The sequence below is a fragment of the Streptomyces sp. NPDC059247 genome (assembly GCF_042754005.1).
Classification (GTDB): Bacteria; Actinomycetota; Actinomycetes; order Streptomycetales; family Streptomycetaceae; genus Streptomyces.
Genome location: NZ_JBHYZW010000004.1, coordinates 165,676 through 177,976, shown reverse-complemented (window position 1 = coordinate 177,976; position 12,301 = coordinate 165,676). Strand labels below are relative to the sequence as shown.

Genomic DNA, 12,301 nt, shown 5'->3' with positions numbered 1-12,301 from the left:
CCTGACCGGCGGGCCGTGCGGGGCAAGGCCGTCAAGGGGCAGGACGCGCGGACCCTGGAGACCCGGGAGAAGCTGCTCGACGGCGCCCTGCGGACCCTCGTCGAACAGGGCATCGCCAAGGCCTCCGCCCGTACCATCGCCGCCACCGCCGGGGTCAACCAGGCCCTGGTCTTCTACCACTTCGGCTCCGTCGACGAACTGCTCGCCGCCGCCTGCCGGCACGGCGCCGAGACGCGGGTCGCCCGCCACCGGGACCGGCTGCGCGCGATCGGCAGCCTCTCCGAGCTGCTCGCCTTCGGGCGCGAGCTGCACGCGGAGGAGCGGGACGCCGGTCACGTCGCCTTCCTGGGGCAGCTCCTCGCCGGGGCGCAGACCCACCCCCGGCTCGTGCCCGCCACCGCCGCCGGGCTCGACCTGTGGATCGCCGAGATCGAGCGGGTCCTCGTCCGGGTGCTCGCCGGGACCCCGTTCGCGGAGTTCACCGATGCCGCCGGGCTCTCCCGGGCGGTCGCCGCCTCCTTCGTCGGCCTCGAACTGTACGAGGGCGTGGACCCGGCCGGAGCGGAGGCGGCCTTCACCGCCCTCGAACAGCTCGGCGCCCTGATGGCGGCCGTCGAGGAGCTGAACCCCGTCGCCCGGAAGGCCGTCGCGTACACCCTGCGGAGGCAGAGCACCCGGACCCGCTGACGCCCCCACTCGGACGACTCCAGTCGACACGCCGAACGTTTGCCCTTTTTGTTGGGTTATCGGCATTTCGAAGACAGCTGGAGGCACCGTGCGGCCGGGAGGCTACGACTACGACACCTACAGCCGGCTCGCGGGTCCTCTCACGGAGCCGGACGCGACCGCCTACCGGGTGCAGTACCGAAGTCTGCTCGCGAAGGAGCGGCACCGAATAGGAGCGGTCCTCCTGATGGGGCTCGCGCCGGTCCTCTCGGCGCTGCTCCTGGCCTATCTGGTCTGGCCCAGCCACTGGACCGTCCGCGAGGGCGCCGCCGCCTGGCTCGTCCACCTCGACACCGTGATGCTCGTGTCGATCGGCCTCATCTGCTTCTTCATGCTGGTGAACGTCACGTCGATCGCCCACGCCACCCTGGTCGCCCGCGACCCGGTCCCGGTGTTCCCCGAGAAGGGGACCCGCGTCGCCTTCCTCACCACTTACGTCCCCGGCAAGGAACCCCTCACCATGGTCCGGGGCACCCTGGAGGGCGCCACCCGGCTCCGGCACGAGGGACACCTCGACGTCTGGCTCCTCGACGAGGGCGACTCGGCCGAGGCCAAGGCCCTCTGCGCCGAACTCGGCGTCCGCCACTTCTCCCGCGCGGGCGTCCCCGAGTGGAACCGGAAGAAGGGCCCGCACAAAGCGCGGTCCAAGCACGGCAACTACAACGCCTGGCTCGCCCGGCACGGCGACGACTACGGCTACTTCGCCTCCGTCGACACCGACCACGTCCCGCACCCCGCCTTCCTGGAGCGGATGCTCGGCTACTTCCGGGACCCCGACATCGCGTTCGTCGTCGGACCGCAGGTGTACGGCAACTACACCGACACCGTCACCAAGGCGGCCGAGTCCCAGCAGTTCCTCTTCCACGCCCTCATCCAGCGGGCCGGGAACCGCTACCGCGCGCCCATGTTCGTCGGCACCAACAACGTCGTCCGGATCTCCGCCCTCAAGCAGATCGGCGGCCTGTACGACTCCATCACCGAGGACATGGCCACCGGCTTCGAACTGCACCGCAGCAGGAACCCGCGCACGGGCCGCTTCTGGCGCTCCGTCTACACCCCCGACGTCCTCGCCGTCGGGGAGGGCCCGGCCTCCTGGACCGACTTCTTCACCCAGCAGCTCCGCTGGTCCCGGGGCACGTACGAGACGATCGTCAAGCAGTACTGGAAGGCGCCCTTCCGGACCCCGCCGGGCCGCCTCCTCAACTACACCCTGATGCTCGTCTACTACCCGATGACGGCCGTCAACTGGCTCCTCGGCGTCCTCAGCTGCGTCCTCTACCTCTGGCTCGGCGCCTCCGGCACCCAGGTCTCCACCTCCGTGTGGCTGATGATCTACAGCGACGCCGTCGCCCTCCAGATCGGCCTCTACCTGTGGAACCGGCGGCACAACGTCTCGCCCCACGAACCCGAGGGCTCCGGCGGTCTCGCGGGCATGGCGATGTCCGCGCTCTCCGCCCCCGTCTACCTGACGTCCCTCGGCTCGGCCCTGCTCCGTACCCGGGGCCGCTTCGTCGTCACCCCCAAGGGCGGCCAGACCAGCCCCGACCGGCTGAGCACCTTCCGCATCCACCTCTTCTGGGCGGCGGTCCTCGTCACCTCGCTCGCCGCCTCCGTCCACTTCGGGCACACCCACGCGGCCATGCGCACCTGGGCCTGCCTCGCCCTCGTCGTCACCCTGGCCCCCGTCACCCTGTGGGCGGCCACCGTCCTGCGGGACCGCCGCGCCCTGCGCGTCCGCGCCGACGCCCGCGTCCGGCTCCGGGCCCGCATCCGGCGCCCCGCCGACCTCCGCGAGGGGGTCGAGGTCCGCGCGGCGGCCACCGTCCCGAGCGCCCCCGTCACCCCCGCCCCCACGACGACCGGAGGGAACTGAGCCATGGCCTACCGGCCGTCGAAGAAGTTCAAGAAGACCCTGTTCGGCAGTTGCGCGGTGGTCGTCCTCGCCGCGCTCAACGCCCCCGCCGCCGTCTCCTTCGCCTCCGAGCGCTACCACGCGTACAAGATCGCCCAGCCCGGCTACCAGCGCCAGTACGGCTCCTGGGCCGAGGTCGACGTGCCCGCCGGGTTCCGCGTCAACGCCATCCACGCGGCCCTGCTCCACACCGGCAAGGTCCTGCTGATCGCGGGCTCCGGGAACAACCAGAAGAACTTCGACGCCGGGACCTTCGAGACGATCCTCTGGGACCCGGTGAAGAACACCTTCAAGAAGATCCCCACCCCCGTGGACTTCTTCTGCTCCGGCCACACCCAGCTCCCCGACGGACGGCTGCTCGTCGCCGGGGGCACCGCCCGCTACGAGGTCCTCGACGGCGGGGTCAAGAAGGCCGGCGGCGGGATGCGGGTCAAGAACGAGAACCCCGACAAGGCCGTCACCCTCAAGAAGGGCACCGTCTTCCGCTCCCCGTCCGGGGTCGAGTACGTCTCCCGGTTCGACGTCACCGTCCCCAAGGCCAAGAGCGAGTTCGAGATCTCGTACTTCAAGAGCGGCCGGATGAAGCCCTGGAAGACCAAGATCACCGCCGCCGAGGCCCGGGTCTTCGTCGAGGCCCGCAAGGAGGGACCGGGAGCCCTCACCACCGAGGCCGCCCAGTACGAGATCGTCGGCCTCAAGGGCGATGCCGCCGACGACGTCTACGGCCTCGCCCAGAAGCTCACCACCGAGAAACAGGACTTCCAGGGCATCAAGGCGGCCTACGAGTTCGACCCCAGGGCCGAGAAGTACATCCCCGTCGCGCCCATGAAGGACGCCCGCTGGTACCCCACCCTCGTCGGCCTCAAGGACGGCAAGGTCCTCGCCGTCTCCGGACTCAACGACGTCGGCGACGTCGTCCCCGGCGACAACGAGATCTACGATCCCGCCACCAAGAAGTGGTCCAAGGGGCCCTTCCGGTACTTCCCCACCTACCCCTCCCTCTTCCTCACCAAGGGCGGCAAGCTCCTCTACACCGGCTCCAACGCCGGATACGGCCCCGCCGGGAAGGGCCGCGAACCGGGCCTGTGGGACCTGGAGAAGAACTCCTTCACCAAGCTCGGCGGACTCAGCGACCCCGACCAGCTGGAGACCTCCGCCTCCCTGCTGCTCCCGCCCGCCCAGCGGCAGAAGGTGATGGTCCTCGGCGGCGGCGGAGTCGGCGAGTCGCCCAGGTCCACCGCCCGCACCTCCGTCGTCGACCTCTCCAAGGACAGCCCCGTCTTCACCGACGGCCCCTCGCTGCCCCAGGGCACCCGCTACCTCAGCAGCGTCCTCATGCCCGACGACACCGTCTTCACCAGCGGCGGTTCGGAGGAGTACCGGGGCCGCAGCGGCAGCGACATCCTCAAGGCCCAGTTCTACGACCCGAGGACCAACGCCTTCACCGAGGCGGCCGAACCCACCGTGGGCCGCAACTACCACTCGGAGGCGCTGCTGCTGCCCGACGGCCGGGTCGCCACCTTCGGCTCCGACCCCCTCTTCGACGACAAGGACAACACCAAGCTCGGCACCTTCGAGCAGCGCATCGAGGTCTTCACCCCGCCGTTCCTGCACCGGGCGGGCACCAGCCGCCCCGTCCTCGGCGAGGGCGCCAGGGAACTCGACCAGAACGGCCGCGCCACCTTCAAGACCAGGGACGCCGGACGCATCACCAAAGCCCGCCTGATGCGCCCCAGCGCCGTCACCCACACCACCGACGTCGAACAGCGCTCCATCGAACTGGGCCTGGTCAAGGGCCGCGACGGGACCACGGTCACCGTCGACGTACCGGACGACCGGACCCTCGTACCCCCCGGCTGGTACATGCTCTTCGTCACCGACAGCGACGGCATCCCCTCCGAGGCGAGGTGGATCCAGGTGGGGACCGGCTCCCCGGAAAAGCGCGACTAGGACTTCGCCCGGCGCGCCAGGCCCAGGGCGTACTCCGGCCACCAGGTCCCGGCCGACGGGCCGCCCCGGCACTGCCCGTCCGAGTCCCCCGGACGCTTGATCCACAGATACGCGTCGACCAGCGCGTCCCCGGTCCGGTCCGTCGGCGGTACGCCGAGGGACCGGCCCGGCGGATTGCACCAGGCCTCCGCCCGGTCACCCGGGAGGGGGCCGTCGCCGTTCCGGCTGGTGTCCACGGTGAAGCGGGTGCCGCCCAGCAGCCCCGAGAGCCTCGCGCCGAAGGCCCGCACCACGTCGTTGGTCTGGAAGTTGGAGACGTTCAGGGAGAAGCCGTCCGCACGGGCCACCCCCGCCCGGCGCAAGGGCTCCACCAGCTTCCCCGGATCGTCGATCCACGCCGGATTGCCCGCGTCCAGATAGACCCGGGTGCGCGGCTGCCGCTTCAGCCGCTCGACCGCCTCCGCGAGCAGCGCGTACCGCTCGTCGTGGTACTGCCCCGGAGTGCAGCCGTCCACCACGTGCGGCACCGCGTCCGGTTCGAGGACCACGATCGCCGAGGAACCGCCGAGCGCCGAGGCGAAGGAGTCGACCCACCTCCGGTACGCCGCCGCGTCGTGCGACCCGCCCGCCGAGTACATGCCGCAGTCGCGGTGCGGGATGTTGTACGCCACGAACACGGCCGTACGGCCCTGGGCCGCCGCGCCCCGCACCGCCCGGGTGATCTCCGGCACGGGATCGGCGCCCGAGGGCCAGTCCGCGACCGGCCGGTCGGCGATCCGCTTCAGGACCCGGGCGTCCTCGGCCCTGCCCTGCGCCTCGTACCGGCGCATCTGCCGGACCGCGTCGCTCTCCGGGTCCACCCAGAACGGCGAACCGCCCGCCGGGGACGCCGCCTCCCCGCGCGCGGACGGCGGGCCGACCGGCCCCTTCGGTGGCGCGTCCGCGCCACAACCGGTCAGGAGCAGCACGGAGACGAGGGACAGGGCGACGGCGGTGACGGTACGGCGGGACATCCGGCCCCCAGGGTCGGGTTCGGCGGGTCCGCCGCCGCGTACGACGACGGGACGAGCCGGGCCATCGTGACATGCCGGTCAGCCGCTTCCGGGCTGCGACACCGCGATGCCCGGCGTACGGCACTCGGTGGCCGTACCGCCGGGACCCCCTGCCTCCCCGCCGCCGCCTCCGGACCCCGGATGACCGAAACGCGAGACGGGGCTGACCGGCATATGACCAGTGGGTAAGGTCGACGCGTGCCGAAGCCGCTCAGTCTCCCCTTCGACCCCATCGCCCGCGCCGACGAGCTCTGGCAGAAGCGCTGGGGTCCCGTCCCCTCGATGGCCGCGATCACCTCGATCATGCGGGCCCATCAGATCCTGCTCGCCGAGGTCGACGCCGTCGTGAAGCCGTACGGACTGACCTTCGCGCGGTACGAGGCGCTGGTGCTGCTCACCTTCTCGAAGGCGGGCGAACTGCCGATGTCCAAGATCGGTGAGCGGCTGATGGTCCACCCCACCTCGGTGACGAACACCGTGGACCGCCTGGTGAGGTCCGGTCTGGTCGACAAGCGCCCCAATCCCAACGACGGCCGGGGCACCCTGGCGACCATCACGGAGAAGGGCCGCGAGGTGGTCGAGTCGGCCACCCGCGACCTGATGGGGATGGACTTCGGGCTCGGCGCCTACGACGCGGAGGAGTGCGCCGAGATCTTCGCGATGCTCCGTCCGCTGCGGGTCTCGGCGGAGGACTTCGAGGAGCGGTAGCGCGGCGCGCCGCCAAGGGTGCCCCGGGCGAAGATCGCCCGTAACGTGCCGATACGCTCGACGCCATGAAATCCAGCGTGCTGACCCGTTACCGCGTGATGGCGTACATCACCGCCGTCATGCTGCTCGTGCTGTGCACGTGCATGGTCTTCAAGTACGGGTTCGACATGGGCGAGGACGTGACCTTCGCGGTCTCCCAGACCCACGGCGTCCTCTACATCATCTACCTCGTCTTCGCCTTCGACCTGGGCTCCAAGGCCAGGTGGCCCTTCGGGAAGCTGCTCTGGGTGCTGGTCTCCGGCACCATCCCCTTCGCCGCCTTCTTCGTCGAGCGCAAGGTCGTCGCCGAGACCCTTCCGCTGATCGAGGGCGCGCGCCCGGAGCCGGTCGAGGTCTGATCCCGGGACCCCCGCACCCCGGTGCGGGGGTTTCCCCATCGACATTTACTAGGACGTCCTAGTAAATTCGAAGCATGGACGCTGACGCCATCGAGGAGGGCCGCCGTCGCTGGCAGGCCCGTTACGACAAGGCCCGCAAGCGCGACGCGGACTTCACCACGCTCTCCGGCGACGCCGTCGAGCCGGTCTACGGGCCCCGGCCCGGCGACACCTACGAGGGGTTCGAGCGCATCGGCTGGCCCGGCGAGTACCCCTACACCCGGGGACTCCACCCGACCGGCTACCGGGGCCGGACCTGGACCATCCGCCAGTTCGCCGGCTTCGGCAACGCCGAGCAGACCAACGAGCGCTACAAGATGATCCTGGCCGCGGGCGGCGGCGGCCTCTCCGTCGCCTTCGACATGCCGACCCTCATGGGCCGCGACTCCGACGACCCCCGCGCCCTCGGCGAGGTCGGCCACTGCGGCGTCGCCATCGACTCCGCCGCCGACATGGAGGTCCTCTTCCGGGACATCCCGCTCGGCGACGTCACCACCTCCATGACGATCTCCGGCCCCGCCGTCCCCGTCTTCTGCATGTACCTGGTCGCCGCCGAACGCCAGGGCGTCGACCCCGCCGTGCTCAACGGCACCCTGCAGACCGACATCTTCAAGGAGTACATCGCGCAGAAGGAGTGGCTCTTCGAACCCGAGCCCCATCTGCGTCTCATCGGCGACCTGATGGAGCACTGCGCGCGCGGCATCCCCGCGTACAAGCCGCTCTCCGTCTCCGGCTACCACATCCGCGAGGCCGGGGCGACGGCCGCGCAGGAGCTCGCGTACACCCTCGCCGACGGCTTCGGCTACGTCGAGCTGGGCCTCAGCCGGGGCATGGACGTGGACGTCTTCGCGCCCGGTCTGTCCTTCTTCTTCGACGCCCACCTCGACTTCTTCGAGGAGATCGCCAAGTTCCGCGCCGCCCGCCGCATCTGGGCCCGGTGGATGAAGGAGGTCTACGGGGCGCGGACCGACAAGGCCCAGTGGCTCCGCTTCCACACCCAGACCGCCGGGGTCTCCCTCACCGCCCAGCAGCCGTACAACAACGTCGTGCGGACCGCCGTCGAAGCCCTCTCGGCCGTCCTCGGCGGCACCAACTCCCTCCACACCAACGCCCTCGACGAGACCCTCGCGCTCCCCAGCGCCCAGGCCGCCGAGATCGCCCTGCGCACCCAGCAGGTCCTGATGGAGGAGACCGGCGTCGCCAACGTCGCCGACCCGCTCGGCGGCTCCTGGTACGTCGAGCAGCTCACCGACCGCATCGAGGCCGACGCGGAGCGGATCTTCGACCAGATCAAGGAGCGCGGGCGCCGCGCCCACCCGGACGGGCGGCACCCGATCGGCCCGATGACCTCCGGCATCCTGCGCGGCATCGAGGACGGCTGGTTCACCGGCGAGATCGCCGAATCCGCCTTCCAGTACCAGCGGTCCCTGGAGAAGGGCGACAAGCGGGTCGTCGGCGTCAACGTCCACCACGGCTCCGTCACCGGCGACCTGGAGATCCTGCGGGTCAGCCACGAGGTCGAGCGCGACCAGGTCCGCGCCCTCGGTGAGCGCCGGGCCCACCGCGACGACACCGCCGTCCGCACCGCCCTCGACGCCATGCTGACCGCCGCCCGCGACGGCTCCAACATGATCGCCCCGATGCTGGACGCCGTCCGAGCCGAAGCCACCCTCGGCGAGATCTGCGACGTCCTGCGCGCCGAATGGGGCGTCTACACGGAGCCCCCGGGCTTCTGACCCCCCACGGGACGACGGAGGGCGGTACGGATCCCCGTACCGCCCTCTCCCACCGGGCGAGGTGACTTACTTCGCGGCCGAGCCCACGACCTTCGACGGGGTGATCCGCACGACCACCCGGACCCGCTCCGGCGGCAGCTCCAGGTACTCCCGCCCGGCGCCCTCGCCCTCGTACTTCTCCGCGAGGCGTACGGCGAGCGCCCGCCCGGCGTCCTCGGTGACCGTCGCCGTGCCCCGTATCTCGGCGTACACGAGCGCGTCGCGCCGGTCGTGGACGATCAGGCTGACCCGGGCGTCGGCCCGGATGTTCTTGACCTTGCGGAGGCCCTCCGTGCTGGAGATCAGGACGTCGTCGCCGTCGCGGCCCACCCACACGACCGAGGTCTGCGGGGAGCCGTCGGGCTGGACCGTGGCGAGCGCGGCCACATTGACGTCGTCGAGCAACGCGCGTACGGAATCGTTCAGTTCGATGTTCACCCCCGCACGCTAACCCTGCGCGACCGCCGCGCCCAGCCCGCCGAGGAGCAGGGCGGAGAGCCGCGCCGCCCAGGGCCCGTCCACCGGCTCCGCGCTCACAAGGGCGCGGTGCACCACCGCGCCCGCTACCACGTCGAAGATCAGGTCGTCGAGGGCGGCGACGGTGGCCGCCGGATGCGCGTCGAGGAGTTCGCCGCGCTGCTGCGCCCGTCTCCGGCCCGCGAGCACCAGCCGCTTCTGCCGGTCCACGATGGAGGCGCGGATGCGTTCCCGCAGCGGCTCGTCCCGGGTCGACTCGGCGACCACCGCCATCAGCGCGGTCCTGGTCTCGGGGCGTTCGAGGAGGGCCGCGAACTGGAGCACCACATGCTCGATGTCGGCCCGGAGGGACCCCAGGTCGGGGAGTTCGAGCTGGTCGAAGAGGACCGCGACCGCGTCCACCACCAGCTCGTTCTTGTTGGCCCAGCGGCGGTACAGGGTCGTCTTGGCGACCCCCGCCCGCCCGGCGACGTCCCCCATCGTGAGCTTGGACCAGCCCAGCTCGACCAGCAGCGCGCGGGTCGCCTCCAGGATGGCCGCGTCGGCCTCGGCGGAGCGCGGCCGGCCGGTGCGGCGGCTCCCGGGCCCGGTGCGGCACCCCCCGGACGAGCCGGGCGGCGGGGACGAGGGGGACGACATGGAGACCGACCATACCCGTCGGTAGGTACGGCGCCAGGGGCCCGGCGTGTGAGGCAGTTCACCGCCCTGATCAACCATGCGCCCTCCCGTGCGCTCCGCCCCCGCAGTTACGCTACGACCTGTAGCGAAAGGCCTGAGCGGCCCCAGCGACGACCATGGCGCCGGGTGGGGACCCGGCGCGGACCGAGGACGGGGAACCGTGTCGTCCGCACGTCTCGCACACCGGCGGGAGGCGCGGGGGCGGCACGGTTCAGCCATGGCTTACCGGTAACGCGCGCGGAAGGGGGAGGATGTACCCATGCAGCCCCGAAACATGTCCATGAGTGGCGTCGTCGACCTCGCCGCGGTGAAGGCGGCCGGAGAGGCCAAGGCGAAGGCGGAGCAGGCGCGTGCCGAATCCGCCCGGCAGGGCGGTCTCGCCGCAGTGCCCCCGTCCGCCCTGGTGATCGACGTCGACGAGGCGGGCTTCGAGCGCGAGGTGCTCCAGCGTTCCGCCGAGGTCCCGGTCGTCCTCGACTTCTGGGCCGAGTGGTGCGAGCCCTGCAAGCAGCTCGGCCCCCTCCTGGAGCGGCTCGCCGTCGAGTACGACGGCCGCTTCCTGCTCGCGAAGATCGACGTCGACGCCAACCAGATGCTGATGCAGCAGTTCGGCATCCAGGGAATTCCGGCCGTTTTCGCGGTGGTCGCCGGTCAGGCGCTGCCGCTCTTCCAGGGCGCCGTGCCCGAGGCCCAGATCCGCGAGACCCTCGACCAGCTGATCCAGATCGGCGAGGAGCGCTTCGGACTCACCGGCATCCTCGTGGACGGTGCCGCCGGGGACGGCGAGGACGCCCCCGCGCGTCCGGCCGGTCCCTACGACGCCCTCCTCGAAGCGGCCATGTCCGCGCTCGACGCGGGCGACCTGGCCGGAGCCGTCCAGGCGTACCGGAACGTGCTCGCCGACGACCCCGGCCACCCCGAGGCCAAGCTCGGTCTCGCCCAGGCGGAACTGCTCACCCGCGTGCAGGGTCTCGATCACGCCGCCGTCCGCAAGGCAGCGGCCGACGGGCCCGGTGACGTCGGGGCGCAGATCGCCGCCGCCGACCTCGATCTGGTGGGCGGTCACGTCCAGGACGCGTTCGGACGCCTGGTGGAGACCGTGCGCCGCACGGCGGGCGAGGACCGGGACGCGGCACGGCTGCGGCTGCTCGAACTGTTCGAGGTGATCGGTGCCGACGACCCGCGGGTCACGGCGGCCCGACAGGCCCTCGCGAGGGTGCTCTTCTGAGCGTTTCCGCCCGCCGGGTCGTCTGACGATTTGGCAGGAGGGTGACAAAAGGCGGCCGTGCTTTACCAAAACTTGGTAATCGCGGCCGCTGTTACTTGCAGTAAATCGAACCCGGCGTTCTGTCAGGATTCATCAGGCGATCCGCCGATATTCCCCGGCGTGCGAGCGCACCCTGCGTGCCCGATCGGTCCCCTCCCGCCACAGCGCGGTCATCCACCCGTTACTAGCCAGTAACGACCCCCCTTGTGCGGGGCCCCGGAATGGACCACGATCGGCGACGCTCGGTCCCCACCGCACCACCCCGGCAACCAACCGGGACGCGAACGGGGTCCCCACCGGGCGGACCGGCGCTCCGGCACCGGTCGCGGACAGGGGGGTTCCCGCTCGTGAGAACGGGGCCTGTCCGATCAGGCCGTGCTCCGACGCACGGTCCATGGTTGTCGCTCGGGGGTGATCGCCGACGGTCCGGACGCGCAGCGCGCCCGCCCGCACCACGGTGCTCCCCTTCCCGAGGACGTAGCTCTTCTCCCATCACAGGACGGGCCCCCGGCCCCTTCTGGAGATGTACGTCCGAGAAGGAGGAATTCTCATGAAGTCCCAGGTTCGTGGCGGGACCAGATGGAAGCGTTTCGCCGTTGTCATGGTCCCGAGCGTGGCCGCGACGGCCGCGATCGGCGTGGGTCTGGCCCAGGGGGCGCTCGCCGCCTCCTTCGCCATCTCCGGCCAGGAGTTCAAGGTCAAGGCCAAGAGCCTCGAAGGCTATGACTTCGTCCAGTACGGCAGTGTGGACGGCGGCAAGGACCTGGAGGGCAAGCCCTTCGCGGAGCCCGTCGCGGTCTCCGGGTTCTCCAGGGCCTACATCACCGACATGTGCCAGTCGGTCGTGACGCCGAAGGTGCCGTTCGTCGGCGACGTCACCCTCCAGCTCACCGCGGGCACCGAGGGCTCCAAGGACAAGGACAAGCGGGTCTACGCCGAGAACATCTACCTCGACGTCTCCTCGCTGAAGGCGGACGCCGAGTTCAAGAACATCGACATCGGTGTGGCCGCGGGCGCCCTGCCCAAGTCCGCGGGGAAGCCGGGCATCCAGCCGGGCACCCCCGAGGACCGCGTGAACAAGGCCGGATTCTCGCAGCGTGCCGACGAGGCGGTCCTCAACAACGTCGAGCAGAAGGCGTGGGCGACCACGGCGGCGACGTTCAAGCTCCCCAACCTGAGCCTGTCCCTGCACCGGGGCACCTCGAAGGAGTGCTTCAAGGACTGACCGGTCCTGAAGGGTGCGGGCCGTCCCCGGACGGCCCGCACTCCCTCCGGGGACCGCCCAGGTCGCCCCCCACCTCCCTTTCAGCGAGACCCCT

The 12,301-nt window shown here is 71.0% G+C and carries 11 protein-coding genes; 8 read left to right on the top strand and 3 right to left on the bottom strand.

Annotation, left to right across the window (positions count from 1 at the left end):
* Nucleotides 1-15 precede the first annotated feature (15 nt).
* From ACFXGN_RS10700 to ACFXGN_RS10690, 3 genes are all read left to right on the top strand, one after another.
* Nucleotides 16-687 carry a TetR/AcrR family transcriptional regulator gene (locus ACFXGN_RS10700; protein WP_384856833.1) on the top strand — a complete coding sequence of 224 codons (672 nt, stop codon included), beginning with the start codon at nucleotides 16-18 and terminating at the stop codon, nucleotides 685-687.
* An 88-nt stretch (nucleotides 688-775) separates the two neighbouring features.
* Nucleotides 776-2,599, top strand: coding sequence for a glycosyltransferase family 2 protein (locus ACFXGN_RS10695; protein WP_384856260.1), 1,824 nt, complete (start codon nucleotides 776-778; stop codon nucleotides 2,597-2,599).
* A gap of 3 nt (nucleotides 2,600-2,602) precedes the next feature.
* A complete protein-coding gene (locus ACFXGN_RS10690) occupies nucleotides 2,603-4,588 on the top strand; it encodes a galactose oxidase-like domain-containing protein (protein WP_384856258.1) in 1,986 nt (661 codons plus the stop codon).
* On the opposite strand, the gene ACFXGN_RS10685 is transcribed toward ACFXGN_RS10690, so the two are convergent.
* Nucleotides 4,585-5,601: a glycoside hydrolase family 6 protein gene (locus ACFXGN_RS10685; protein WP_384856256.1), complete on the bottom strand. Its 1,017-nt coding sequence runs from the start codon at nucleotides 5,599-5,601 to the stop codon at nucleotides 4,585-4,587. The two genes, ACFXGN_RS10690 and ACFXGN_RS10685, sit on opposite strands and share 4 nt — an antisense overlap.
* Nucleotides 5,602-5,838: 237 nt before the next feature.
* Between ACFXGN_RS10685 and ACFXGN_RS10680 the strand changes: the two genes are divergently transcribed.
* The 3 genes from ACFXGN_RS10680 to ACFXGN_RS10670 all read left to right on the top strand — a co-directional run bounded on the left by ACFXGN_RS10680 (nucleotide 5,839) and on the right by ACFXGN_RS10670 (nucleotide 8,521).
* Entirely contained in the window at nucleotides 5,839-6,348 is a 510-nt protein-coding gene (locus tag ACFXGN_RS10680) for a MarR family winged helix-turn-helix transcriptional regulator (protein ID WP_384856255.1), read from the top strand.
* Nucleotides 6,349-6,413: 65 nt separating this feature from the next.
* Nucleotides 6,414-6,746 (top strand): DUF3817 domain-containing protein, encoded by a 333-nt coding sequence (locus ACFXGN_RS10675; protein ID WP_366442277.1) that lies wholly within the window; start codon nucleotides 6,414-6,416, stop codon nucleotides 6,744-6,746.
* A 74-nt stretch (nucleotides 6,747-6,820) separates the two neighbouring features.
* Nucleotides 6,821-8,521, top strand: a complete 1,701-nt coding sequence (locus ACFXGN_RS10670; protein ID WP_384856253.1) for a methylmalonyl-CoA mutase — start codon at nucleotides 6,821-6,823, stop codon at nucleotides 8,519-8,521.
* A gap of 66 nt (nucleotides 8,522-8,587) precedes the next feature.
* On the opposite strand, the gene ACFXGN_RS10665 is transcribed toward ACFXGN_RS10670, so the two are convergent.
* Nucleotides 8,588-8,998 carry a PPOX class F420-dependent oxidoreductase gene (locus ACFXGN_RS10665; RefSeq protein WP_384856250.1) on the bottom strand — a complete coding sequence of 137 codons (411 nt, stop codon included), beginning with the start codon at nucleotides 8,996-8,998 and terminating at the stop codon, nucleotides 8,588-8,590.
* A 9-nt stretch (nucleotides 8,999-9,007) separates the two neighbouring features.
* Entirely contained in the window at nucleotides 9,008-9,676 is a 669-nt protein-coding gene (locus ACFXGN_RS10660) for a TetR/AcrR family transcriptional regulator (RefSeq protein ID WP_384856247.1), read from the bottom strand.
* Nucleotides 9,677-9,974: 298 nt separating this feature from the next.
* Between ACFXGN_RS10660 and ACFXGN_RS10655 the strand changes: the two genes are divergently transcribed.
* Together ACFXGN_RS10655 and ACFXGN_RS10650 are read left to right on the top strand one after the other, a co-directional pair.
* Nucleotides 9,975-10,943: a tetratricopeptide repeat protein gene (locus ACFXGN_RS10655; RefSeq protein ID WP_384856244.1), complete on the top strand. Its 969-nt coding sequence runs from the start codon at nucleotides 9,975-9,977 to the stop codon at nucleotides 10,941-10,943.
* A gap of 589 nt (nucleotides 10,944-11,532) precedes the next feature.
* Nucleotides 11,533-12,207: a DUF6230 family protein gene (locus ACFXGN_RS10650; protein ID WP_384856241.1), complete on the top strand. Its 675-nt coding sequence runs from the start codon at nucleotides 11,533-11,535 to the stop codon at nucleotides 12,205-12,207.
* Nucleotides 12,208-12,301: the final 94 nt, after the last annotated feature.

Excerpts from the sequence above, each read along its gene's own strand:
- ACFXGN_RS10690 (WP_384856258.1), top strand. The coding sequence starts at position 2,603 with ATGGCCTACCGGCCGTCGAAGAAGTTCAAGAAGACCCTGTTCGGCAGT.
- ACFXGN_RS10685 (WP_384856256.1), bottom strand. The coding sequence starts at position 5,601 with ATGTCCCGCCGTACCGTCACCGCCGTCGCCCTGTCCCTCGTCTCCGTG.
- ACFXGN_RS10675 (WP_366442277.1), top strand. The coding sequence starts at position 6,414 with ATGAAATCCAGCGTGCTGACCCGTTACCGCGTGATGGCGTACATCACC.
- ACFXGN_RS10670 (WP_384856253.1), top strand. The coding sequence starts at position 6,821 with ATGGACGCTGACGCCATCGAGGAGGGCCGCCGTCGCTGGCAGGCCCGT.
- ACFXGN_RS10660 (WP_384856247.1), bottom strand. The coding sequence starts at position 9,676 with ATGTCGTCCCCCTCGTCCCCGCCGCCCGGCTCGTCCGGGGGGTGCCGC.
- ACFXGN_RS10655 (WP_384856244.1), top strand. The coding sequence starts at position 9,975 with ATGCAGCCCCGAAACATGTCCATGAGTGGCGTCGTCGACCTCGCCGCG.
- ACFXGN_RS10650 (WP_384856241.1), top strand. The coding sequence starts at position 11,533 with ATGAAGTCCCAGGTTCGTGGCGGGACCAGATGGAAGCGTTTCGCCGTT.